We start from the raw sequence: 23,694 nt of genomic DNA on the forward strand, positions 1-23,694 counted from the left end.
CCGGAGGGGCGTGTGAGCGACACGCCATCCGGATGCGCCTGCCGATGTAACACGGAATTAACGGATTGTGCCTAGTCTCGCGGGTATGGATCGCCAGAAGGAGTTCGTGCTCCGCACCCTCGAAGAGCGCGACATTCGGTTCGTGCGTCTGTGGTTCACCGACGTCGTCGGCACTCTCAAGTCGGTGGCGATCGCGCCTGCCGAACTCGAAGGGGCCTTCGAGGAGGGCATCGGCTTCGACGGCTCGGCCGTCGAGGGCTTCTCCCGCATCTCCGAAGCCGACATGGTTGCGCGTCCCGACGCCACCACCTTCCAGGTGCTGCCCTGGAGCGACGACCGGGGCCACCAGTACTCGGCCCGGATGTTCTGCGACATCACCATGCCCGGCGGCACCCCGAGCTGGGCCGATCCCCGCCACGTGCTGAGGCGTCAGCTCAACAAGGCTTCCGATCTCGGGTTCAGCTGCTACGTGCACCCCGAGATCGAGTTCTTCCTCGTCGAGGACGGCCCCGAGGGCAGTGCACCCGTGCCGGCCGACATCGGCGGCTACTTCGACCAGTCGGTGCACCGTTCCGCCCCGCACTTCCGGCGCCATGCCATCGACGCGCTCGAATCCATGGGTATCTCGGTGGAGTTCAGCCACCACGAAACCGCACCGGGCCAGCAGGAGATCGACCTGCGCTACGCCGATGCGCTGTCCATGGCCGACAACGTCATGACCTTCCGCTACGTGGTCAAGGAGATCGCGATGCAGGAGGGCGTGCGGGCCACCTTCATGCCCAAGCCCTTCCGCGACCACGCCGGTTCGGCGATGCACACCCACATGTCGCTGTTCGAAGGTGAGACCAACGCCTTCCACGACCCGGACGACCCGCTGCAGCTCTCGGCGACCGGCAAGGCGTTCATCGCCGGCATCCTCGAACACTCCAACGAGATCAGCGCCGTCACCAACCAGTGGGTCAACTCGTACAAGCGTCTCGTGCACGGAGGAGAGGCACCGACGGCCGCCTGCTGGGGTCCGTCCAACCGCTCCGCGCTCGTGCGTGTCCCGATGTACACCCCGAACAAGGCGTCGTCGCGGCGCGTCGAGATCCGCACCCCCGACTCGGCGTGCAATCCCTACCTCACCTTCGCGGTGTTGCTCGCGGCCGGTCTGCGCGGCATCGAGAAGGGTTACGAGCTCGCACCCGAGGCCGAGGACGACGTGTGGTCGCTGACCTCCGCCGAGCGTCGCGCCATGGGCTACCGCGAACTGCCCACCGATCTCGACATCGCGCTGCGCGAGATGGAGAAGTCCGAACTCGTCGCCGAGACCCTCGGTGAGCACGTCTTCGACTACTTCCTGCGCAACAAGTGGCGGGAGTGGGAGAACTACCGCAGCCAGGTCACCCCGTTCGAACTCGAGCAGTACCTGGGGTTGTAAGCGACGATGGAAAAGTGGTGAGACCGCCCAGCGCGCGTTCGGTAGTTCCCGGCCCCGGTCGGCTCGGCCTCGTCGAGCCGACCGCCCCTGCCGAACTCGCTCGACTCGGATGGAACGACGCCGACAGCGTCGAACTGCTGTGGTCGCTGTCCCGTGCCCCGAACGCGGATCTGGCGTTGCGCACTCTCGTGCGACTGGCCGACGCGCTCGGTGACGACTGGACGGACCTCGACTCGGCGCTCCGCTCGGACACAGGCCTGCGCGGCCGGCTGTTCGGGCTGTTCGGTGCGTCGTCGGCGCTCGGCGACCACGTCGTCGCCAATCCGGATCGCTGGACGATGCTCGCGGGCAGCGCGGCGCTGCCCGACAAGCACACCTTCACGGCGCGGATGCTCGACAGCGTCGACGCCGAGCCCGAGCCCGACGGGCGGCCCGGCCGGTTGATCCACCGGGCCGGACTCGTCGGCCCACACGCGGTCGCGGCGCTGCGGACCACCTACCGCGACCAGCTCATGCTGATCGCCGCCGCCGATCTCGCCGCGGTGGTCGAGAACGAACCGGTGGTGCCCTATCTCGAGGTCGGTGCGCTGCTCGCCGACCTCGCCGATGCGGCGCTGACCGCGGCGCTCGCGGTGGCCGTGTCCACGGTGATCCCGGACGGCCCGTGCCCGATCGACCTCGCCGTCATCGCGATGGGCAAGTGCGGTGCGCGCGAACTGAACTACGTCAGCGACGTCGACGTCGTGTTCGTCGCCGAACCCGCCGATGCCCGGGCGAGCCGGATCGCCGGCGAGATGATGCGCATCGGCACGTCGGCGTTCTTCGAGGTCGATGGCGCGCTGCGCCCGGAGGGCAAGCGCGGCGAACTCGTCCGCACCCTCGAATCCCATGTCGCGTACTACAACCGGTGGGCCAAGACCTGGGAGTTCCAGGCGCTGCTCAAGGCGCGACCGATGACCGGGGATCTCGACCTCGGCCGCCGGTACATCGACGCCATGAGCCCGATGGTGTGGACCGCCTCCGAACGCGAGGACTTCGTCCCCGATGTGCAGGCGATGCGGCGCCGGGTCGAGGAGATGGTCCCGTCCGAACTGCGCGAGCGCGAACTCAAGCTCGGACGCGGCAGCCTCCGCGACGTCGAATTCGCCGTGCAGTTGCTGCAACTCGTGCACGGCCGCGTCGACGAGTCGCTCCGCGTCCCCAACACCGTCGAAGCGCTGTGCGCGCTCGCCGACGGCGGCTATGTAGGCCGCGACGATGCGGCGAACATGCGGGCGTCCTACGAATTCCTCCGCCTGCTCGAACACCGGTTGCAGTTGCAGAGGCTCAAGCGGACCCATACCCTGCCTCCCCCGGAGGACCGCGAGGCGCTGCGCTGGCTCGCCCGTGCCGCCCACATGCGACCGGACGGACGCAAGGACGCGCTCGGCGTTCTCGAATCGGAGATCAAGCGCAACTCGTCGCGGATCCGCAAACTGCACGCGCGCCTGTTCTACCGGCCGCTGCTCGACTCGGTGAGCAAGCTCGACAAGGAAGCCCTGCGCCTGTCGCCCGACGCGGCGGTCCGTCAGCTCGCGGCGCTCGGCTACAACGCCCCGCAACACGCGATGGAACACCTGGCTGCGCTGTCCGGCGGGGCCTCACGCAAGGCGCGAATCCAGGCGCTGCTGCTCCCGCAACTACTCGAATATCTCGGGGAGACAACCGATCCCGATGCCGGCCTGCTCGCCTATCGACGGCTGTCCGATGCGCTCTACGACACCGTCTGGTTCCTGCGGGTGCTGCGCGACGAACCGGCGGTGGCCGAACGCCTCATGACGGTTCTCGGCTCGTCGGCCTATGTCGCCGACCTGCTGGTGAAATCTCCCGACGTCATCCGCCTGTACGCCGACGCCTCGACCGGGCCGCGGCTGCTCGAGGCGAACCCGCCCGAGGTGGCGCGCGCCCTCGTCGCCTCGTCGTCGCGCTACTCCGATCCCGCACGCGCGATCGCCGCCGCGCGCTCACTCCGCCGTGCCGAACTCGCGCGGGTCGCGAGCGCCGACATCCTCGGGATGCTCGACGTGCCGCAGGTGTGCAAGGCGTTGTCCGCGGTGTGGGCGGGCGTGCTCGAAGCCGCGCTCGATGCGGTGATCCGTGCCTCGGAACAGTCTCGCGGACCGGCCCCGGCCCGCATCGCCGTGATCGGGATGGGACGGCTCGGTGGCGGCGAACTCGGCTACGGATCCGATGCGGACGTGTTGTTCGTGTGTGATCCGCTGCCGGACGCCGACGAGACCGATGCGGTCAAGTGGGCCACGAGCATCGCCGAACAGGTGCGGCGACTGCTGGGTGCGCCGAGCACCGATCCGCCTCTCGAGGTGGATCTGGATCTGCGTCCGGAAGGTCGCAGTGGTCCGATCGTGAGGACGTTCGCGTCCTACCGCGCGTACTACACGCAGTGGGCCGAGGTGTGGGAGGTCCAGGCTCTGCTGCGCGCGCATGCCGTCGCAGGGGATCGCGAACTCGGCACACGCTTCCTGCACATGATCGACGACGTGCGGTATCCCGAGGGCGGGGTCTCCCACGAGGCCGTCCGCGAGATCCGGCGGATCAAGGCCCGCGTCGACTCCGAGCGGCTGCCGCGCGGCGCCGATCCGGCGACCCACACCAAACTCGGCAGGGGTGGGCTCGCCGACATCGAGTGGACCGTGCAGTTGCTGCAGCTCCAGCACGCATACGGCATCCCGGCATTGCACACGACCTCGACGCTCGACGCGCTCGACGCCATCGGAGCCGCCGAACTGCTCAGCGCCACCGACGTCGAACTTCTCCGGACGGCGTGGATCACCGCGACGGATGCGCGCAACTGCCTCGTGCTCGTGCGCGGTAAACCGACCGACCAACTCCCCGGTCCCGGACGGTTGCTGGAAGCGGTTGCCCGCGTGACGGGTTGGCGTGGTGAGGACGCGTCGGAGTTCCTCGACTACTACCTGCGCGTGACGCGGCGTGCGCGGGCGGTCGTCGAGCGGGTCTTCTGGGATTAGTCGGCCGTCAATCGCAGACGATGACGAGTGCGAGTCCTCGCCAGACCTCGACCTCGGTCTTGTCCCATGTCCCGTCTTCGTGATTCCAGTCGTATTCGACCTCGACGTCGTAGCCGCGGTCGCGTTGCTCGGTCACCCGGCAGTTCTGCATGGTGCTGCCGGAACGGTTGAGGATGATGTAGGGGACTCCGGCGTCGGAGAGCACTGTCCGGGCCTGTTCCTGTGACATCCCGACGACGGAGACGTCGGTCTGTGCCGCTGCGGTGCCGGCGAGTGCGACGGACAGGGGGACAGGGGACAGGAGTGCGGCGGCACAGGCCGCCGAGATGAGAGATCTACGCATGGTGGGGCCTCCCGGGGAGACGAGTCGTTCGAGTACGGACCTCGTCGCATCTGCTCCCCCCGAGAGCGGAATGTGACACATATCACCACAATCGCACTCCCACGGTACACCTCTGTGTAGTAATTCTGTCCAGTCCGTTTTCTCGGTACCCCTTTCCCCGCACGCGGCGGAGCCACCCGCCGAGGACGGCGGGTGGCTCCGGAGTGGTGCATCAAACGCGGTCGTGGACCGCCGAGGCCATCACTTCTTCAGGTCGAAGCGATCCAGGTCCATCACCTTCGTCCAGGCCGCGACGAAGTCACGCGCGAACTTCGGGCCTGCATCGTCGGCCGCGTAGACCTCGGCCAGCGCCCGCAACTGCGAGTTGGCCCCGAAGACGAGGTCGACGGCGGTCGCGGTGTACTCGACCTCGTCCGATCCCCGAGCGCGACCTTCGTAGACGCCCTCACTGTTCTGGGAGACCTTCCACTCGGTTCCCATGTCGAGCAGATTGACGAAGAAATCGTTCGTCAGGGTCTGCGGACGGTCGGTGAAGACCCCGTGCGTGCTGCCCCCGTGGTTCGCGCCGAGAACACGCATACCGCCGACGAGCACCGTCATCTCGGGAGCCGTCAACGTCAGCAGGTTCGCCCGTTCGAGGAACAGTTTCTCGGGTGGGAGCTTCTCGCCGCCGCGCAGGTAGTTGCGGAAGCCGTCGTGCTTCGGTTCGAGCACCGCGAACGATTCGACGTCCGTCCACTCCTGCGTGGCATCCGTGCGGCCGGGTGTGAACGGCACCGTGATCTCGTGCCCGGCATCCTTGGCGGCCTTCTCCACCGCGGCGCTCCCGGCGAGGACGATCAGGTCCGCCAGCGAGATCTTCTTGTTCCCGCCCGAGCTGTTGAACTGCTCCTGGATGCCTTCGAGGATCTGCAGAACCTGTGCGAGTTGCTCGGGTTCGTTGGCCTCCCAGTTCTTCTGCGGCTCGAGCCGCACCCGCGCGCCGTTCGCCCCACCGCGCTTGTCGGTTCCGCGGAAGCTCGCAGCCGACGCCCACGCGGCCGCGACGAGCTGCGGGACGGTTGCTCCCGACTCGAGGATCGTGCTCTTGAGCGACGCGATGTCGCTCTCGTCGATCAGCTCGTGGTCGACCTCCGGTACCGGGTCCTGCCAGAGCTGGGGTTCCGGGATCCACGGGCCGCGGTACCGCGAGATCGGACCCATGTCGCGGTGCAGGAGCTTGAACCACGCCTTGGCGAATTCGCGCTCGAGCTCCTCGGGGTGATCGAGCCAGCGGCGGGTGATCTCGCCGTAGATCGGGTCGTAACGAAGAGCGAGGTCGCTCGTGAGCATCGCGGGTGCGTGCTTCTTCGACGGGTCGTGCGCGTCGGGCACCGTACCGGCGCCGCCGCCGTCCTTCGGCGTCCACTGCCACGCCCCGGCGGGGCTCTTGGTCTTCTCCCACTCGAAGGCGTAGAGGGTCTCGAGGAAGGTGTTGTCCCATTTCGTCGGAGTCGGCGTCCACGTGACCTCGAGGCCACTGGTGATCGTGTCGCCGCCTACGCCGGTGCCGAACGAGTTCTTCCAGCCGAGTCCCTGCTGTTCGAGCGGCGCGGCTTCGGGTTCGGGACCGAGATTGTCGGCCGGTGCCGCACCGTGGGTCTTACCGACGGTGTGGCCGCCGACGATCAGCGCCGCCGTCTCGACGTCGTTCATCGCCATCCGGGCGAACGTCTCGCGGATGTCGCGTCCGGATGCGAGGATCTCCGGATTACCGTTGGGTCCTTCGGGGTTGACGTAGATCAGACCCATCTGCACCGCGCCGAGCGGACCCTGGAGCTCGCGCTCGCCCGCATATCGCTCGTCGCCGAGCCAGGTGTCCTCGGGGCCCCAGAAGACCTCGTCAGGCTCCCAGATGTCCTCGCGGCCGAACGCGAAGCCCATGGTCGTGAAACCCATCGACTCGTAGGCACAGTTGCCGGCGAAGATGATGAGGTCGGCCCACGAGAGTTTGCGGCCGTACTTCTGTTTGATCGGCCACAGCAGACGACGCGCCTTGTCGGTGCTGACGTTGTCGGGCCAGCTGTTGAGCGGGGCGAACCGCTGCGCACCCTTGCCGCCGCCGCCCCGGCCGTCGGCGATGCGGTAGGTGCCGGCCGAATGCCAGCCCGTCCGGATGAGCAGACCGCCGTAGTGACCGAAGTCGGCCGGCCACCAGTCCTGCGAGTTCGTCATGAGGTCGAAGAGATCCTGACGGAGCGCTTCGACGTCGAGTGTCTCGACCTCCTTCGAATAGTCGAAGTCGGGTTCCATCGGATTGGACAACGGTGAATGCTGGTGCAGCACCGTCAGATCCAGTTGTTCCGGCCACCAGTCCTGGTTGGTCCTCGGCCGGTGCGGTGACGGCTCGGGGGCGGGGACTGCCGGGTTTTCGCTTTCGGACACTGCGGTTTCCTTCCGGATCAGTGGATCGGACCGATTTCGGGCTGTGGTCGTAGGTCGTCTGTCGAACAGTCGCGGCACAGGCCCCAGAAGACGACGTCCGCCTCGTCGACGTCGAAACCTGCGTCGTCCACCGGCGTCAGGCAACGCGAGTCGCCGAGGGTGTGGCCGACATCCGAGATCGCGGCGCAGGACCGGCAGACGAGGTGGTGATGGCGGTCGCCGACACGCACTTCGTACCGCGCGTGAAAGCCTGCGGGCCGGATTCGCCGGAGCAGTCCACGTGCCGAGAGCGCGTGGAGGATGTCGTACACGGTGTGCCGGCCGATGCCGGGAACGACGGCGCCGACCGCATCGAAGATGCGATCGGCATCGGCGTGCGGGTGCTCGTGCGCCGCATCGAGCACCGCCAGACGCTGCCGGGTCACGCGAAGACCCGCTGCACGTAACCGCTCGGAGAAATCCTGCGTCGAGGGCACGTGCCCACTATGGACCACTTTTCTGGAATCGGTCGCGATTCGGTCGGATCCGATGACTAACGAACGCATCTCGCGCGCCGAACCGGGGTTCGCTACCGCTGCAGCCGGGGCGAGCCCCGGTTCGGCGCGCGAGGATGCCGGTGCGGAAAAGACGAGAGGCCGCCCGTCCCGAACAGGGGACGAGCGGCCTCTCGAAGAGTGCCTACCGGATTCGACTCAGCAGTCGAAGTACAGCTGGAACTCGTAGGGGTGCGGACGCAGGTTGACCGGAGCGATCTCCTGCTCGCGCTTGAGCGAGATCCAGGTCTCGATGAGGTCGGTGGTGAAGACGCCGCCCTCGGTGAGGTACTCGTGGTCGCGCTCGAGATTGTCGATGACGGCCGACAGGCTCGTCGGAGCCTGCGGGATGTTCTTGGCCTCCTCCGGCGGGAGCTCGTAGAGGTCCTTGTCGACCGGGGCGAGCGGCTCGATCTTGTTCTTGATGCCGTCGAGGCCGGCCATCATCTGCGCCGCGAAGTTCAGGTAGGGGTTACCCGAGGAGTCGGGAGCGCGGAACTCGAGGCGCTTGGCCTTCGGGTTGTTGCCCGTGATCGGGATACGCACGGCAGCCGAACGGTTGCGCTGGCTGTACACGAGGTTGATCGGAGCCTCGTAGCCCGGCACCAGACGGTGGTACGAGTTGATCGTCGGGTTCGTGAAGGCGAGCAGCGACGGCGCGTGGTGCAGGATGCCACCGATGTACCAGCGGGCCACATCGGACAGGCCTGCGTAGCCGGCCTCGTCGTGGAACAGCGGCTTGCCGTCCTTCCACAGCGACTGGTGCACGTGCATGCCCGAACCGTTGTCGCCGAACAGCGGCTTCGGCATGAAGGTGACGGTCTTGCCGGCCTGCCACGCGGTGTTCTTGACGATGTACTTGAACAGCTGCAGGTCGTCGGCCGCGGCGAGCAGGGTGTTGAACTTGTAGTTGATCTCGGCCTGGCCGCCGGTGCCCACCTCGTGATGGCCGCGCTCGAGTTCGAAGCCGGCATCGGCGAGGTTGGTGGCGATCTGATCACGCAGGTCGACGTAGTGGTCGTACGGGGCGACGGGGAAGTAGCCGCCCTTCGCCCGGACCTTGTAGCCGCGGTTGGGGGTGCCGTCGGCGTTGTACTCGACGCCGGTGTTCCAGGAACCGGAGACCGCGTCGATCTCGTAGAAGGCGCCGTTGATCTTCGAGTCGTAGGCGATCGAGTCGAAGATGTAGAACTCGGCCTCGGCGCCGAAGAAAGCAGTATCGGCGATGCCGGTGCTGATCAGGTATTCCTCGGCCTTGCGCGCGACGTTGCGGGGGTCGCGGCTGTAGGACTCGCGGGTGAAGGGGTCGTGGACGAAGAAGCTGATGTTGAGCGTCTTGGCTGCGCGGAAGGGATCCAGACGCGCGGTCGTCACATCGGGGAGCAGCAGCATGTCGGACTCATGGATCGACTGGAACCCACGGACCGAGGAACCGTCGAATGCCAGACCGTCCTCGAGCACGTCCTCGTTGAAGGCCTTGGCCGGGATGGAGAAGTGCTGCTCGATGCCGGGCAGGTCGGTGAAGCGGACGTCGACGTATTCGACGTTCTCTTCCGCGATGAACTTGAATACCTCTTCGGCCGTGGTGAACGCCACGCTTGTGCTCCTTCAGTCGGTGCGCGCCATGGGTGCTGGGCGCCTGCGTCGGATCAGACGTTATGGATCTGGTGTTGCCCGTCCATCAAGCCTATGTTTCGTGGGTGTTACACATGTCTTCGTCCTGCAGTGAGGTCGAAAAGGTGGTATAAGTCACCACTGCCAACACGGGTCGACGCTGGTCCGCCCAGGAGAGCTTATCCTGGTGTCATGGCACGCATGACGGGCAGTTGGCTTTCCGGGCCTGCTGCGGCGCTTCCCCAAGGTCTCCGGCAGGAGCAGGACTATCCCGGGCAGCTGCTCGGCCTCCCCGAGCACGGCCCCGGTTCCATGGTGCCCACGAGCCGCAGGGTCCTTGCCCTCGTGATCGACTGGTTCATGGCCATGGCGATCGCCGCCGGTCTGGTCGGGGGCAACCCCCTCGAGAGTCCGCTGCTGTCGTCGTACACCCTGATCATCTGGTTCGTGGTGGGCGTGGGGTGCGTGAGCCTGTTCTCGTTCACGCCGGGGCAGTTCGTCGCCGGCCTCCAGGTGGCGCGGGTGGACGCTCCCGTGCGAGTGGGCATCGTGCGAGCGCTCGCACGCCAGGTCCTGCTGGTGTTCATCGCTCCGGCGCTCGTCACGGACGTCGACGGTCGCGGCCTCCAGGACCGCGCCACCGGCACCGCGGTCGTTCGTTCGCGCTGACCGCGCGGTCGTTCGTTGGCGCTGACCGCGCGGTCGTTCGTTGGCGCTGGCCCGCCGCCCCTTCTCCGTATACACCGAAGGCCGCCTCTCGTCCCGGGACGAGAGGCGGCCTTCGGTGTATACGGAAGGTCAGCGGCGACGCATGGTGCGCTGCACGCTGCGCATCTTCGCGCCGGCCGGAAGCGGGCCCTTGGGCATGGCCGGACCGGACTTCTTCGAGCTCAGCGCCGACAGACGACCTTCGATGGTGTCCATCCGCTTGGTGTCGATGTTGCGGGGCAGCTTGTTCAGACGCTTCTGCAACTGGGAGAGCGGGACCTGGCCCTCGTCGTTGCCGACGACGAACTCGTAGATCGGGGTGTCGCCCACCAGTCGGGCGACCCGCTTCTTCTCCTGGGCCAGCAGACCCTTCACGCGACCGGGGTTGCCCTCACCGACGAGGATCACTCCCGGGCGTCCGATCACGCGGTGCACGGCGTCGAGCTGGGTGGTGCCCGCGACCGCCTGGGTCACGCGCCACGCGCCCTGCAGGTTGTCGAGCGCCCACGCGGCCGCACCGGCCTGACCGTCGGCTTTCGAGTACACGCTCTTCTGCACGCGGCGCCCGAAGATGATGAAGGCCGACAGGACGCCGACGAGGATGCCGACCGGCAGCAGGAACCACTGGATGCCGAAGAGCAGACCGACGACGAAGAACACCACGATCGAACCGACGAGGGCACCGATCATCCACGGCAGGAGTGCCTTGTCCTCTTTGCGCTGGATCTGGAACGCCTGCCACAGCTGGGTTCGACGCTCCTTCGACGCCTGCTTGCGTGCGGCCTTCGCCGCGGCCTTCGCTTCCTTGTCGGTCTTGCTGCCCTTCGCCATGTATTCAAGGATACGGCCCCGGTGGTGGCACCTTTACCACCACCGGGGCCGTTACGAACCTGCGCGACGTCAGTTGCCGAAGCGCGCGAGAACCGCGCCGGCTTCCTGGGACGCTGTGCCCTCTTCGGCGAGATGCGCCTGGTCGGCGGGGAGTTCGCGTCCGTGATGAGCCATCGCCTGCGCGTACAGGCGACCTGCGCGGTACGACGAACGCACCAGCGGTCCGGCCATCACACCGGCGAACCCGATCTCGCGGGCGGTCTCGGAGTGGTCGACGAACTCCTGCGGCTTGACCCAGCGCTCGACCGGATGGTGCAGCGGGGAGGGCCGCAGGTACTGGGTGATCGTGATGATGTCGCAGCCGGCGTCGTGCAGGTCGTGCAGCGCTTCGGTGACCTCCTCGGGGGTCTCGCCCATGCCGAGGATGAGGTTGGACTTGGTGACCAGACCGAAGTCGCGGGCCTGCCGGATCACGTCGAGCGACCGCTCGTAGCGGAAGGCCGGACGGATGCGCTTGAAGATCCGCGGCACGGTCTCGACGTTGTGCGCGAGCACCTCGGGACGCGACTCGAAGACCTCTCGCAGCAGGTCGGGCTTGCCGTTGAAGTCGGGGATCAGGTTCTCGACGCCGGTGCCCGGATTGAGCGCGTGGATCTGCTTCACCGTCTCGGCGTAGAGCCACGCACCGCCGTCGGGCAGATCGTCGCGGGCGACGCCGGTGATCGTGGAGTAACGCAGACCCATGGACCGGACCGACTCGGCGACACGGCGCGGCTCGTCGCGGTCGAGCGCGGCCGGCTTGCCGGTGTCGATCTGGCAGAAGTCGCAGCGCCGGGTGCACTGCTCGCCACCGATGAGGAAGGTCGCCTCGCGGTCTTCCCAGCACTCGTAGATATTGGGGCAACCGGCTTCCTCGCACACGGTGTGCAGACCTTCGCGGCGCACCAGGCCTTTGAGGTCGGTGTACTCCGGGCCCATCTTCGCCCGGGTCTTGATCCAGTTGGGTTTGCGTTCGATCGGCGTCTGTGCGTTTCGGGTCTCGATCCGCAGCAGCTTGCGTCCTTCTGGGGCCACAGTCACGTCCTCGATCGTACGCCGCCGGTCCTGCCCGGATCCGGCGGGTGCGACCGCCCTCAGAACCGGCGCGTCGTGAATTCCGGGGTGGTGGTGGGAATTCCGGACGCACCGACGGCCTGCTCGAAGGTGACCCGGTCGATGTCGCAGTCGGTCACGGGGATTCGGCCGTCGAGCGCTGCGATGACGGCTTCGGTGACGGCGGGGATCACCTCGTCGACGGTGACCTCCCGGCCGAGTTCGCCGGTGAGCGACGCGACCCCGGCGTCGCGGATACCGCACGGGACGATCGAGTCGAACGCGTCGAGAGTCGAGTTGCAGTTGAGTGAGAACCCGTGCATCGCGACCCCGCGTTGCACCCGGATGCCGATCGCGGCGATCTTGCGTTCGGGGAGCCAGTGCCCGTCGCGCAGTTCGGCGGGAAGCCACACGCCGGACCGTCCGTCCACACGGCCGCACGTCAGGCCCATGTCGGTGCACACACGGATCAGGCCCTGCTCGATGCGGCGCACGTAACCGACCACGTCGACGGGTTCGGCGAGCTTGACGATGGGATAGCCGACGAGCTGGCCCGGACCGTGCCAGGTGATCTTGCCGCCGCGGTCGACGTCGATGACGGGGGTGCCGTCGGTGGGCCGGTCGCCGTCCTCGGTCCGGCGCCCGGCGGTGTAGACGGGTGGGTGTTCGAGCAGCAGCAGGGTGTCGGCGCCGATGCCGTCGGCGCGCTCGTTCGCGAGTTCGCGCTGCTTCTCCCAGGCCTCGAGATAGCCGATGGTTCCGAGCCGCGCGACAGCGACGGGAGCCGAGTCGGAGCGGGCGGAAGACGAGGGATCGCTCATGTTCCTGAACTCTACGCCGCGCGGTACGGCGTGAGCACCCGCGGTGCGGGGACGCCGCGGGGGCACCACCTGGTCGGTGATGCCCCCGCGGATGTCGTCCGGATCGTCGTCCGGATCCCGGACCTACAGTCCCAGTTCGGACTCGAAGGCGCCCTCCTCGAGACGATGCTTGATCGTCTTGAGGAAGCGACCTGCGTCGGCACCGTCGATCAGGCGGTGATCGTAGGTGAGCGGCAGGTAGCACATGGACCGCACACCGATCGACTCGTTGCCGGTCTCGTCGTTCACCACGACGGGACGCTTGACGATCGCGCCGGTACCGAGCATCGCGGCCTGCGGCGGCACGAGGATCGGGGTGTCGAACAACGCGCCCTGGCTACCGATGTTGGTGATGGTGAAGGTGCCACCGGCCAGCTCGTCGGGCTTGAGACCACCCTTGCGGGCACGCTCGGCGATGTCGGCGATCGCGCGGGCGAGCTCGGCCAGCGACAGGTCGCCGGCGTTGTGGATCACCGGGGAGAGCAGACCCTGCTCGGTGTCCACGGCGATACCGAGGTGCTCGGCCGCGTGGTAGGTGATCTCCTTCTTGCTGTCGTCGAAGGAGGCGTTGATGTTCGGGTGCGCCCGCAGCGCCTCGACGACGGCCTTCGCGAAGAACGGCAGGAAGGTGAGGTTGACGCCCTCGCGCTCGGAGAACGTCTTCTTCGCCTGTGCGCGCAGCTGAGCGATCTTGGTGACGTCGACCTCGAAGGTCTGGGTGAGCTGCGCGGAGGTCTGCAGCGACTCGAGGGTCTTCTTCGCCGTGATCTGGCGGATGCGGTTGACCTTCTGGGTCGTGCCGCGCAGCTTGGCGAGCTCGGGACGGACACCCGGAGCCGGACCGGCGGGAGCAGCGGTCTTCTTCTGCTCGGCGCCGGCGGCCGTGCCACCCTCGGCGGCGGCGAGGACGTCCTGCTTGCGGATGCGGCCACCCACACCGGTGCCCTTCACCGCGGACAGGTCCACACCGTGCTGCGAGGCGAGCTTGCGGACCAGCGGGGTGACGTACGGCGTCGCACCGCTCGGGGTGGACTCCTCCTGCGGCGCGGGTTTCGGAGTCGAAGCCGCGGTACCGACGGGCTTCGGCGCGGGTGCCGGGGTGGCCTGCTCGACCTTCGGCGCCTGCTGCTGGGCGGCGGGCTTCGGAGCTTCCTGCTTCGGGGCCTCCTGCTTCGGCGCAGGCTTCTCCTCGGCGGGAGCGGATTGCTGGGCCGGAGCGGACTGCTGAGCGGGAGCTTCGGAACCGATGACGGCGAGCTGTCCGCCGACCTCGACCGTGTCGTCCTCCTGCGCGGTGATCTCGGTGAGGATGCCGGCGACGGGAGAGGGGATCTCGGTGTCGACCTTGTCGGTGGAGACCTCGAGGAGCGGCTCGTCGACGGCGACCTCGTCGCCGACGGCCTTGAGCCAGCGGGTGACGGTGCCTTCGGTGACCGACTCGCCCAGTGCCGGCATGGTGACGGGGGTGCCGTCGCCGCTGCCACCCGAGGAAGCGGGCTGCGCAGGCTCGGACGGAGCCGGAGCGGCCTCCTCCGACGGCGCTGTGGTCGGCTCGACGGCCGGTGCCGGCTCGGCGGGAGCAGACTGCTGGGCCGGAGCGGACTGCTGAGCGGGAGCTTCGGAACCGATGACGGCGAGCTGTCCGCCGACCTCGACCGTGTCGTCCTCCTGCGCGGTGATCTCGGTGAGGATGCCGGCGACGGGAGAGGGGATCTCGGTGTCGACCTTGTCGGTGGAGACCTCGAGGAGCGGCTCGTCGACGGCGACCTCGTCGCCGACGGCCTTGAGCCAGCGGGTGACGGTGCCTTCGGTGACCGACTCGCCCAGTGCCGGCATGGTGACGGGGGTGCCGTCGCCGCTGCCACCCGAGGAAGCGGGCTGCGCGGGAGCGGATTCGGCGGCGGGTTCCTCCGAGGGAGCCTGCTCGGCCGGTGCCTCTTCGGCGGCGGGTGCGGAGCCGTCGCCGGCTTCCTCCCCGGCGTCACCGATCACGGCCAGTTCGCCACCGATCTCGACCGTGTCGTCCTCCTGGGCGACGATCTTGACCAGCACGCCGGCGGCAGGCGACGGGATCTCGGTGTCGACCTTGTCCGTGGAGACTTCGAGCAGGGGCTCGTCGACTTCGACCGTGTCTCCTTCCTGCTTGAGCCATCGCGTGACAGTTCCCTCGGTGACGCTCTCACCAAGCGCTGGCATCTGGACGGAGAAGGCCATGTCTGTTGACTCCTCGACGGTTGTGTTCGTGTGTGTTGAGTTGTACCGACTCGTGGTCGCCGACCATTGTGTGGTCGTTGACCATTGTGCGCGGGGCAGGGACCCCGTGCCTGCTGGTTCACGTGTTCGGTCGGGCCGATACCGGCGGGGCATGGCCACACCCATCCTTGCACCTATCTTTCGGTGACGTTCGGGGAGGGGCGGGTCACTTCACACCGGGGGTTCGGCTGTTGCCGATCACACCGGTCCTCTCCCTTGCCTCGGGTGAGACCTCCGGAAGAGGACCGGTGTGGGCGATCATCCGTTGGCGGCGACGTCCTCGATCACGGCGAGCATCGTGCGCACGGGCACACCGGTGCCACCCTTACCGACGTAACCGAACGGTCCACCGGTGTTGAACGCCGGGCCCGCGACGTCGATGTGGGCCCACTGCACACCCTCGGGGACGAACTCCTTCAGGAAGATGCCGGCCGTGAGCATGCCTCCCCACCGGTGAGGGGAGACGTTCGCGAGGTCGGCCACACGGGACTCGAGATCGCCGCGCAGTTCCTTCGGGAAGGGCATCGGCCAGCCGTTCTCCCCGACCTCCTGGGACAGCGCGGCCACGCGGTCGCGGAACTCGTCGTGACCCATGACGCCCGGGGTCCGGGTGCCGAGGGCGACCATCTGGGCGCCGGTGAGGGTCGCGGTGTCGACGAGGTAGTCGGGATCGTCCTCGCACGCGCGCACGATGGCGTCGGCGAGGATCAGGCGACCCTCGGCATCGGTATTGATGACCTCGACGGTGGTTCCGCCGTACTGGGTCAGCACGTCGCCCGGCCGCTGCGCCGTGGACGACGGCATGTTCTCGGCCATCGGCACGGTGGCGGTGACATCGGCGGCGACACCGAGCTTCGCGGCGAGCACGACGGTTGCGATCACCGCGGCGGCACCGGCCATGTCGGAGGTCATCGCCTCCATACCGGCGGCGGGCTTGATGGAGATGCCGCCGGTGTCGAAGGTGATGCCCTTGCCCACGAGGGCGACCTTCGGAGCCTTGCGCTTCTTCGACGAGTAGGACAGGCGCACGAGACGCGGGGGACGCGACGATCCCTTGCCGACGCCGACGATGCCGCCGAAGCCCTTCTTCTCGAGTGCCTTCTCGTCGAGGACCTCGACCTTCAGCCCGGCGGCCTCGCCGAGGGCCTTCGCCCGCTCGGCGAACTCGGCCGGGAACAGATGGCTGGGCGGGGTGTTCACGAAGTTCCGGGCCGTCGCGACGGCCTCGGCGATCGCGGTGGCGCGGGTGAGGGCGGACTTGGCGTCGCGGTCGCGGGTCGACGGCACCAGCAGCTCCACCCGCGCGACCGGCCGGGCATCCTCCTTCGGCGCGGACTTCTCCGACCGGAACTCGGTGTAGGTGTAGGCGCCGAGCGCGAACCCTTCCGCCGCGGCACCGAGGTCGACGGCGGACAGCGTGGTCGCGACCGTCTCCACACCTGTCAGTACGCGTGCTGCGGTACCGGCGGAACGGCGGACCTGCTCGGCGTCGATCTTGTCGGCATCCCCGAGACCGACGGCGAGGACGCTCGCCACGGGCAGCGACGCGGGTGCCGGCACCCGCGTGAGTTCTTCGCTGCGGCCCGTCGCGCCCACGGCGACCAGGTTGTCGAGCAGTTCACCGAGAACCGCCTCGTCGACCGGTGCGTCACCCGCGAGGATCTCGGGGGTGCCGTCGGCGGAGGTCAGTCCGATCACGAGTACATCGGCTCGCTCGGATACCGAACCGGCGAGAACGAGTTCGGGAAGATCGGGAGTGGGTGCACTCACAGGGCATCTCCTTGGAGCTGATCGGGAACGAGCGAGTCGTTCGCGTGTGGCGTCGTTCGGTGCGAGGGGATCGCCTCGATGTCATCGACCCTAATGACACCGACGCCGGACGTCGCTGTCGGACACGATGGCGGTGGGATAGCGTCGTACGCCATGAGTGACGAGGAACTGAAGCAGGGGCCCATCCACGCCGTGCACGTCGAACTCGGCGCGACATTCGCTCCGTTCGGCGGCTGGGAGATGCCCGTCTCCTACGCGGGGACGGTCGCCGAGCACACGGCCGTGCGCGAGACGGTGGGCCTGTTCGACGTCAGCCACCTGGGCAAAGCGCTCGTCGCCGGGCCGGGCGCCGCGGAGTTCCTGAACACGACCCTCACCAACGACCTCTCCAGGATCGCTCCCGGCAAGGCGCAGTACACGCTGTGCTGCACCGAGAGCGGCGGTGTGGTCGACGACCTGATCGTCTACTACGTCTCCGACGACGAACTCTTCCTCGTTCCCAACGCGGCCAATACGGCCACGGTCGTCGAGATGCTGTCCGCGGCGGTGCCCGCGGGCGTCACTGTGACGAACCAGCATCGGGACCACGCGGTGTTCGCCGTCCAGGGGCCGAGGTCCGCCGACGTCCTCGAAGCGCTGGGACTGCCCACCGACATCGCCTACATGGGGTTCGCCGACGCCGGATACGAGGGTGCTCCGGTGCGGGTGTGCCGCAGCGGATACACCGGTGAGCGCGGTTTCGAGGTGCTGCCTCGCTGGGACGACGCCGAGCGCGTCTTCCGTGCCCTGCTCGAGGCCGTCCGTGCCCAGGGCGGGCAGGCCGCGGGTCTCGGTGCCCGCGACACCCTGCGCACCGAGATGGGCTATGCGCTGCACGGACACGAACTGTCCGTGGACATCTCCCCGCTCCAGGCGCGGGTCGGCTGGGCCGTGGGCTGGAAGAAGCCGCAGTTCTGGGGCCGCGACGCCCTGCTCGGCGAGAAGGAGGCAGGCCCGGCACGGACACTGTGGGGCCTGCGGGCGCTCGACCGCGGTGTCCTGCGTCAGGATCTGACGGTGCTGCGCGACGGTGCCGAGGTCGGCCGGACCACCTCGGGAACCTTCTCGCCGACCCTCAAGATCGGCATCGCCCTCGCACTCCTCGACACCGCCGCCGGACTCGCACCCGGCGACGAAGTGAGCGTGGACGTGCGCGGACGGTCGCTGCGCGCCGAAGTGGTGGCTCCGCCGTTCGTCGAGGACCACACCAGATAGGGCTTCTGCAGGCGGTTGTACCATTGTCCTCCATGACAGGTGTCCTCGAATTCGCCCGCGTCCAGCATCCTTCACCGAGCTCTGCGGAGCGGCGCCAGGAGGTTCTGTCGAATCCCGGTTTCGGGCAGTACTTCACCGATCACATGGTGTCGATCACCTACACCGACGGGATCGGTTGGCACGACGCGAAAGTCGAGCCGTATGCCCCGATCTCCCTGGACCCGGCCGCGATGGTCCTGCACTACGGGCAGGCGATCTTCGAGGGTCTCAAGGCCTACCGGCAGGCCGACGGCAGCATCGCGTCGTTCCGCGTGACCGCCAATGCCGCGCGCATGAACCGGTCCGCGGAGCGGCTCGCGATGCCGTACCTGCCGCCGGAGCTGTTCGTGCAGGCGATCACCGAGCTGGTGGAGGTCGACAACGAGTGGGTTCCGGCCGCGGGCGGCGAGGATTCCCTCTACTTGCGTCCCTTCGCCTTCGCGACCGAGCCGGCTCTCGGTGTGCGGCCCGCGAAGGAGTACACGTTCCTCGTCATCGCGTCCCCGGCGGGTGCCTATTTTCCGCGTGGCGTGAAGCCGGTCAACGTGTGGCTCTCCCGTGAGTACGTGCGTGCCTCACCGGGCGGCACCGGCGCCGCGAAGTTCGCCGGCAACTATGCGGCGTCGCTCGTCGCGCAGGCGCACGCGGCCGAACAGGGCTGCGACCAGGTGGTCTGGCTCGATGCCATCGAGCGCAAGTACGTCGAGGAGATGGGCGGCATGAACCTGTACTTCGTGTACGGGTCCGGCGCCGACGCGCGCCTGGTCACCCCGGAGCTGTCCGGCTCGCTGCTCCCCGGCATCACCCGCGACTCGTTGCTCACCCTCGCCAAGGACTCCGGTCTCGCGGTGGAGGAGCGGCGCATCAGCACCGACGAGTGGCGCGAGAAGGCCGCGAGCGGTGAGATCACCGAGGTGTTCGCGTGCGGTACCGCGGCGGTCATCACGCCGGTCGGCAGCGTCAAGGACAAGGACGGCGAGTTCACCATCGCCGACGGCGAGCCCGGCCCGATCACGATGGCCCTGCGCGACACCCTGACGGGCATCCAGCGCGGCACCTTCGCCGACACTCACGGATGGATGACGACACTGCGCAAGTGACGTAGCCACCATCGCAAGGGTGCTGCCGGACTCCGGCAGCACCCTTGCGTCGTTTCCGGAGGGAATGCGATCTACAGCAGGCTCGCCGCCGCCACCGCCACGGCGGCGACCGTGCCCTCGGAGACCGCGCCGAGCACGTCCCCGTTCATGCCCCCGAAGCGCGCGACGCAGTGCCGGGCGAAGACCACCGCCGCGACCAGCACCACCATCACCACGAGCGGCCCGGCCCAGACCGGACCGGGCAGGCACACGACCGACAGCACCACGGCCGACAACGGCCACAGTGCGACCGGCACGACACCCTGGGTGCCCGACACGAGCGCGCCGAAGCCGCTGCCGGGCGCGGCGGGCACCCCGCGCCGGCATGCCACGACCACCGCGACACGTCCGGTGAAGACCGCGAAGGCGACCGCCCACCACGCGTGCGTGTCGGCGAGCGCACCGAACGAAGCGGCCTGCAGACCGAGGACGACGACGAGTGCCACGACGCCGAACGGACCGGCGCCGCCGCTGTGCATCACCTCGCGCGCCCGCTCGGGCGGGCCGTAACAACCGAGGCCGTCGGCGGTGTCGCTCAGGCCGTCGACGTGCATCCCGCGGGTACCGACCGCGAGCGCACCGACGCACAACAGGCCCGTCACCAGGGGTGGCGCACCGACGGCCGAGCCGAGCCCGCACACGGTCGCGGCCGCGGCAGCGAGAAGGGCACCGGCGATCGGCGCCGCAGAAATGGCGCGTCCGGCGACCGTCCGATCGATCTCGGCGGGACCCCGTGCGGGCAGGACCGTCAACCACGACAGGGCCAGCGCGACCCCGGCCGGCCAGGCGCGGACCATCAGTCGGTGGCCGCCGGGATGATCTCGTCACGGGTGCTCACGCCCGCTTCGGAGAAGGTCGCCATCTGCGAGAGAATTGCGACCGCACCCTGCAGAACCGGAAGTGCCGTCACGGCACCCGACCCTTCACCGAGACGCATACCGAGATCGACGATCGGTTCGAGGCGGAGGTGTCGCAGCGCGATGTCGTGCGCGGGCTCGGCCGACCGGTGACCGGACACCCACCAGCGTGCCGCGCCGGGTGCGAGTTCCTCGGCGACCATCGCGGCGGCGGTGACGACGACGCCGTCGAGGATCACCGGCGTCCGGCGGACCGCGGCCTGCGCGAGGAATCCCGCCATCGCGGCGAAGTCCGCGCCCCCGGCGACGCGGAGCAACGCGACGGGATTGCGTACGTGCGGCCGGGCGCGCCACATGGCGTCGCGGATCGCGGTGACCTTGCGCATCCACCCCGCGTCGTCGACGCCGGTGCCGCGGCCGACCGCGGCCACGGGTTCGGTGGAGGTGAGAGTGGCGATGAGAACGGTTGCGGGAGTGGTGTTCCCGATCCCCATATCACCCGCGACGAGCAGATCGGCGCCCTCGTCGACCTCGCGGTCGGCGAGCGTGCGGCCGGCTTCGATCGCGCGGACGGTCTCGTCGTGGGTCAGCGCGTCCTCGCGGTCGATGCTGCCGCTCGAGCGCCGGATCTTGAACGCGGACACCTCGGGGGAGGTGTCGCTCTCGACCGCCATGTCGACGACCCGCACGCCTGCCCCGGCGGCTGCGGCGAGCACGTTCACGGCGGCGCCACCCCCGGACAGGTTCGCGACCATCTGCGCGGTGACCTCCGGTGGATAGGCCGAGACCCCGTGGCGCGCGACACCGTGGTCGCCGGCGAAGACCACGACCCGCGGTCGGCGGAAGGGGTGAGGCGGGACCTCGCCCTGACAGGCCGCGACCCAGCACCCGAGATCCTCGAGTCGTCCGAGAGACCCGGCGGGTTTCGTCAGATCCCGCTGACGCTCCTCGGCGGCGACGCGTGCTTCGAGATCGGGCAGGTCGACGCGCGGGAACTCGACGTCGGCGGGGGAATCGGAACCGCTGGTCACAGGTCACCTCTCGGACGGATATTCACGCCAGAACGCTATCAATCGACCCTCACCGGCAGGAATTCGACGATATGCGTCATTGCTGCCACTTCCGGGTGGCCTTCGTTGCGGAGACGACTCGGCCGCGGCACCGCATGTCGCAGGACATGCAGGCCGCGGCCGAGATCCGGTGGCTACCGCCGGGCGCGTGCGGAGCGCCTCACAACCGAACGGTGCACCGCGTCAGACGGCGTCGCCCGGACCGACCCGGGGGAGCGGCGCACGCAGTTTCTTGATCTGGGAGGCACGTACGAAGGCGTACCAGCCGAGCCCGAAGCCGCCGTCCGTCGAATCCGGGAAGCGCTCGCGCACCTTCTTGTTGACCATGCGCCCGAGGTAGATCCCCTCGATGACCATCAGCAGCATCATCACGAACATCGCGAGGGTGACGTACTGCTGCACCACCGGGCCGAGGAACATCGACATGATCAGCACGAGCGCGAGCGGCATGAACAGCCCGACGAGATTGCGCCGGCTGTCGACGAGATCGCGCACGTAGGCGCGCACCGGGCCGCGGTCGCGGGGGAGCAGGAACTTCTCCTCGCCCGCAAGCATCCGGTTGCGGCGCTCGGAGGCATCGGCGCGGCGCTGCGCTGCGGCCGCCTTGCGCTCGTCCTTGCTCTGCGACTTGCGCGCGGCCTTACGCCGCTCGCGTGCTTCCTTCGCGGTCAGGGGAGCGGGAGCGACGGGACCGCGACGGCGGCCCTCGGCGTCGCGCCGTTTGGGCGTCGGGCGCCCTTTGCCGGCGGTCGCTTTCGCGGCCGCGGAGTCGTCGGGAGTCGCGGCCGGGGAGTCCTCGGTCGCAGGAACCTGGTGATCGGCGGAGTCGTCGGAACCACCGCGGCGTAGCAACTTCACACCACCAGGCTATGGGATAGTGGAGAGAAGCGGAAAATCCGCGTGCCATACCACGCTCGGCGCAACTCGTCCACGAGGAATAGATTCCGGCGCGGTACCGTTGAACCATCGGGTTTCGACACGAACGACAGGGAGCGCCCATGACTGTGCAGCAAGAGACCGATACTCACGGCGTCATCCTGACCGAGGCCGCCGCTGCGAAGGCGAAGGCACTGCTCGATCAGGAGGGCCGCGACGACCTCGCTCTGCGTATCGCCGTGCAGCCCGGAGGCTGTGCCGGTCTGCGGTACCAGCTGTTCTTCGACGATCGCACGCTGGACGGAGACCTCACCAAGGAATTCGCCGGTGTGACGCTCGCCGTCGACCGGATGAGTGCGCCGTACGTCGAGGGTGCGTCGATCGACTTCGTCGACACCATCGAGAAGCAGGGCTTCACCATCGACAACCCGAACGCCACGGGGTCGTGCGCCTGCGGCGACTCGTTCAACTGAGGACGCACTTCGGAACCCCGGCGCTTCACGGCGCCGGGGTTCCGTCGTGTCCGCGGTAGTACCGTGGGACCGCTACGGCTCTCCGTGTGAGCAGCCACACCACCCGACATCCGCGGAAAGGCTCAGCCACGTGACCATCGCCGTGACCGGTTCCATCGCCACCGACCACCTCATGCGTTTCCCCGGCCGGTTCGCCGAGCAGCTGCTCGCCGACCAGCTCGCGCACATCTCCCTGAGCTTCCTCGTCGACGACCTCGTCGTCCGGCGCGGCGGAGTGGGAGGCAACATCGCGTTCGCGATGGGCGTCCTCGGCGGAACGCCGGTGCTCGTCGGCGCCGTCGGTGCCGACTTCACCGAGTACCGCACGTGGCTCGAGAACCACGGAGTCGACTGCTCGTCCGTGCGGGTCTCGCACACCGCTCACACCGCGCGCTTCGTGTGCACCACCGACCTGGATATGGCGCAGATCGCCTCGTTCTATCCCGGCGCCATGTCCGAGGCCCGTGAGATCTCGATCGCGGACGTGGTGGAGAAGCACGGCGTCGACCTGGTGCTCGTCGGTGCCAACGATCCCGACGCGATGATCCGGCACACCGAGGAGTGCCGCCGGCTCGGGATTCCGTTCGTCGCCGACCCGTCCCAGCAGCTCGCCCGCCTGAACGGCCAGGAGACCGAACAGCTCATCGACGGCGCCGAGTACCTGTTCACCAACGAGTACGAGTGGGGACTGCTGCTGCAGAAGACCGGGCTCACCGAGGACGAGGTGCAGGCGAAAGTGGGGATGCGCATCACCACCCTCGGCGGCGACGGTGCGAAGATCGTCGACCGCGACGGCAACACGGTGCAGGTCGGTGTGGTGCCCGAACGCGCCAAGGTCGACCCCACCGGTGTCGGCGACGCCTTCCGCGCCGGCTTCCTGCTCGGCCACCGCTCCGGCCTGAGCATCGAACGCGCCGCGCAGCTCGGCTCGCTGGTCGCGGTACACGTCCTCGAGACCACCGGCACCCAGGAATGGACCTTCGACCGCACCGACGCTCTCAAGCGTCTCACCGACGCCTACGGCACCGCCGCCGCCGACGAGATCGGTGCGGTTCTCGGCGCCTGACAGC

19 protein-coding genes are annotated in these 23,694 nt (G+C 68.4%); 7 read left to right on the plus strand and 12 right to left on the minus strand.

The genetic code is table 11. The features are described 5' to 3' along the window. Nucleotides 1–85 precede the first annotated feature (85 nt). Entirely contained in the window at nt 86–1,423 is a 1,338-nt protein-coding gene (glnA, locus tag PV766_RS21600) for a type I glutamate--ammonia ligase (protein ID WP_006554416.1), read from the plus strand. A 14-nt stretch (nt 1,424–1,437) separates the two neighbouring features. Next, nucleotides 1,438–4,449 carry a bifunctional [glutamine synthetase] adenylyltransferase/[glutamine synthetase]-adenylyl-L-tyrosine phosphorylase gene (locus tag PV766_RS21605; RefSeq protein ID WP_421097854.1) on the plus strand — a complete coding sequence of 1,004 codons (3,012 nt, stop codon included), beginning with the start codon at nt 1,438–1,440 and terminating at the stop codon, nt 4,447–4,449. A 7-nt stretch (nt 4,450–4,456) separates the two neighbouring features. On the opposite strand, the gene PV766_RS21610 is transcribed toward PV766_RS21605, so the two are convergent. The 4 genes from PV766_RS21610 to glnA (PV766_RS21625) form a co-directional block, all read right to left on the minus strand. Then, nucleotides 4,457–4,792 carry a hypothetical protein gene (locus PV766_RS21610; RefSeq protein WP_064064138.1) on the minus strand — a complete coding sequence of 112 codons (336 nt, stop codon included), beginning with the start codon at nt 4,790–4,792 and terminating at the stop codon, nt 4,457–4,459. Nucleotides 4,793–5,032: 240 nt separating this feature from the next. Then, nucleotides 5,033–7,216 (minus strand): catalase/peroxidase HPI, encoded by a 2,184-nt coding sequence (katG, locus tag PV766_RS21615; protein ID WP_421097855.1) that lies wholly within the window; start codon nt 7,214–7,216, stop codon nt 5,033–5,035. Nucleotides 7,217–7,233: 17 nt separating this feature from the next. After that, nucleotides 7,234–7,692, minus strand: a complete 459-nt coding sequence (locus PV766_RS21620; RefSeq protein ID WP_172506052.1) for a Fur family transcriptional regulator — start codon at nt 7,690–7,692, stop codon at nt 7,234–7,236. A gap of 216 nt (nt 7,693–7,908) precedes the next feature. Continuing rightward, the gene (gene glnA / locus PV766_RS21625) at nt 7,909–9,345 is read right to left on the minus strand and encodes a type I glutamate--ammonia ligase (RefSeq protein WP_064064139.1); all 1,437 of its coding nucleotides are present in this window, start codon (nt 9,343–9,345) and stop codon (nt 7,909–7,911) included. A 210-nt stretch (nt 9,346–9,555) separates the two neighbouring features. On the opposite strand from glnA (PV766_RS21625), the gene PV766_RS21630 reads away from it, so the two are divergent. After that, nucleotides 9,556–10,032: an RDD family protein gene (locus tag PV766_RS21630; RefSeq protein ID WP_064064140.1), complete on the plus strand. Its 477-nt coding sequence runs from the start codon at nt 9,556–9,558 to the stop codon at nt 10,030–10,032. Between the two features lie 129 nt (nt 10,033–10,161). Here PV766_RS21630 and PV766_RS21635 read toward each other — a convergent pair whose 3' ends face one another. The 5 genes from PV766_RS21635 to PV766_RS21655 all read right to left on the minus strand — a co-directional run bounded on the left by PV766_RS21635 (nt 10,162) and on the right by PV766_RS21655 (nt 16,877). Then, the gene (locus tag PV766_RS21635) at nt 10,162–10,902 is read right to left on the minus strand and encodes a DUF4191 domain-containing protein (protein WP_064064141.1); all 741 of its coding nucleotides are present in this window, start codon (nt 10,900–10,902) and stop codon (nt 10,162–10,164) included. Between the two features lie 69 nt (nt 10,903–10,971). Continuing rightward, complete coding sequence (gene lipA / locus PV766_RS21640) at nt 10,972–11,982, minus strand: lipoyl synthase (protein ID WP_026003343.1); 1,011 nt, start codon at nt 11,980–11,982, stop codon at nt 10,972–10,974. 53 nt (nt 11,983–12,035) lie between these two features. Next, nucleotides 12,036–12,815: a lipoyl(octanoyl) transferase LipB gene (gene lipB, locus PV766_RS21645; RefSeq protein ID WP_064064142.1), complete on the minus strand. Its 780-nt coding sequence runs from the start codon at nt 12,813–12,815 to the stop codon at nt 12,036–12,038. A gap of 123 nt (nt 12,816–12,938) precedes the next feature. Next, nucleotides 12,939–15,068 carry a 2-oxoglutarate dehydrogenase, E2 component, dihydrolipoamide succinyltransferase gene (gene sucB / locus PV766_RS21650; RefSeq protein ID WP_421097856.1) on the minus strand — a complete coding sequence of 710 codons (2,130 nt, stop codon included), beginning with the start codon at nt 15,066–15,068 and terminating at the stop codon, nt 12,939–12,941. Nucleotides 15,069–15,365: 297 nt separating this feature from the next. Continuing rightward, entirely contained in the window at nt 15,366–16,877 is a 1,512-nt protein-coding gene (locus tag PV766_RS21655; RefSeq protein WP_064064143.1) for a leucyl aminopeptidase, read from the minus strand. Between the two features lie 153 nt (nt 16,878–17,030). Between PV766_RS21655 and gcvT the strand changes: the two genes are divergently transcribed. Both gcvT and PV766_RS21665 read left to right on the plus strand, forming a co-directional pair. Further along, nucleotides 17,031–18,131, plus strand: a complete 1,101-nt coding sequence (gene gcvT, locus PV766_RS21660) for a glycine cleavage system aminomethyltransferase GcvT (protein WP_064064144.1) — start codon at nt 17,031–17,033, stop codon at nt 18,129–18,131. Nucleotides 18,132–18,163: 32 nt separating this feature from the next. Continuing rightward, nucleotides 18,164–19,270, plus strand: a complete 1,107-nt coding sequence (locus PV766_RS21665; RefSeq protein ID WP_016934737.1) for a branched-chain amino acid aminotransferase — start codon at nt 18,164–18,166, stop codon at nt 19,268–19,270. A 71-nt stretch (nt 19,271–19,341) separates the two neighbouring features. Here PV766_RS21665 and PV766_RS21670 read toward each other — a convergent pair whose 3' ends face one another. From PV766_RS21670 to PV766_RS21680, 3 genes are all read right to left on the minus strand, one after another. After that, nucleotides 19,342–20,106, minus strand: coding sequence for an adenosylcobinamide-GDP ribazoletransferase (locus PV766_RS21670; protein ID WP_064064145.1), 765 nt, complete (start codon nt 20,104–20,106; stop codon nt 19,342–19,344). Then, the gene (gene cobT, locus PV766_RS21675) at nt 20,106–21,197 is read right to left on the minus strand and encodes a nicotinate-nucleotide--dimethylbenzimidazole phosphoribosyltransferase (protein ID WP_064064146.1); all 1,092 of its coding nucleotides are present in this window, start codon (nt 21,195–21,197) and stop codon (nt 20,106–20,108) included. The genes PV766_RS21670 and cobT overlap by 1 nt, the downstream gene beginning before the upstream one ends. Nucleotides 21,198–21,419: 222 nt before the next feature. After that, nucleotides 21,420–22,094, minus strand: a complete 675-nt coding sequence (locus PV766_RS21680) for a DUF3043 domain-containing protein (protein WP_421097857.1) — start codon at nt 22,092–22,094, stop codon at nt 21,420–21,422. 140 nt (nt 22,095–22,234) lie between these two features. Here PV766_RS21680 and PV766_RS21685 point away from each other — a divergent pair, with 140 nt between their 5' ends. Then, a complete protein-coding gene (locus PV766_RS21685; protein ID WP_006554400.1) occupies nt 22,235–22,585 on the plus strand; it encodes a HesB/IscA family protein in 351 nt (116 codons plus the stop codon). Nucleotides 22,586–22,715: 130 nt separating this feature from the next. Next, on the plus strand, nt 22,716–23,690 hold the full coding sequence (locus PV766_RS21690) for a carbohydrate kinase family protein (RefSeq protein WP_421097858.1): 975 nt from the start codon (nt 22,716–22,718) through the stop codon (nt 23,688–23,690). Nucleotides 23,691–23,694: the final 4 nt, after the last annotated feature.

This window comes from Rhodococcus sp. As11, from assembly GCF_048957735.1.
GTDB lineage: Bacteria > Actinomycetota > Actinomycetes > Mycobacteriales > Mycobacteriaceae > Rhodococcus > Rhodococcus gordoniae.

Bases quoted from the DNA above. Each gene is read 5' to 3' on its own strand.
- glnA (WP_006554416.1), top strand. From the start codon at position 86: ATGGATCGCCAGAAGGAGTTCGTGCTCCGCACCCTCGAAGAGCGCGAC.
- PV766_RS21610 (WP_064064138.1), bottom strand. From the start codon at position 4,792: ATGCGTAGATCTCTCATCTCGGCGGCCTGTGCCGCCGCACTCCTGTCC.
- PV766_RS21630 (WP_064064140.1), top strand. From the start codon at position 9,556: ATGGCACGCATGACGGGCAGTTGGCTTTCCGGGCCTGCTGCGGCGCTT.
- PV766_RS21635 (WP_064064141.1), bottom strand. From the start codon at position 10,902: ATGGCGAAGGGCAGCAAGACCGACAAGGAAGCGAAGGCCGCGGCGAAG.
- lipB (WP_064064142.1), bottom strand. From the start codon at position 12,815: ATGAGCGATCCCTCGTCTTCCGCCCGCTCCGACTCGGCTCCCGTCGCT.
- sucB (WP_421097856.1), bottom strand. From the start codon at position 15,068: ATGGCCTTCTCCGTCCAGATGCCAGCGCTTGGTGAGAGCGTCACCGAG.
- gcvT (WP_064064144.1), top strand. From the start codon at position 17,031: ATGAGTGACGAGGAACTGAAGCAGGGGCCCATCCACGCCGTGCACGTC.
- PV766_RS21665 (WP_016934737.1), top strand. From the start codon at position 18,164: ATGACAGGTGTCCTCGAATTCGCCCGCGTCCAGCATCCTTCACCGAGC.
- PV766_RS21670 (WP_064064145.1), bottom strand. From the start codon at position 20,106: ATGGTCCGCGCCTGGCCGGCCGGGGTCGCGCTGGCCCTGTCGTGGTTG.
- PV766_RS21685 (WP_006554400.1), top strand. From the start codon at position 22,235: ATGACTGTGCAGCAAGAGACCGATACTCACGGCGTCATCCTGACCGAG.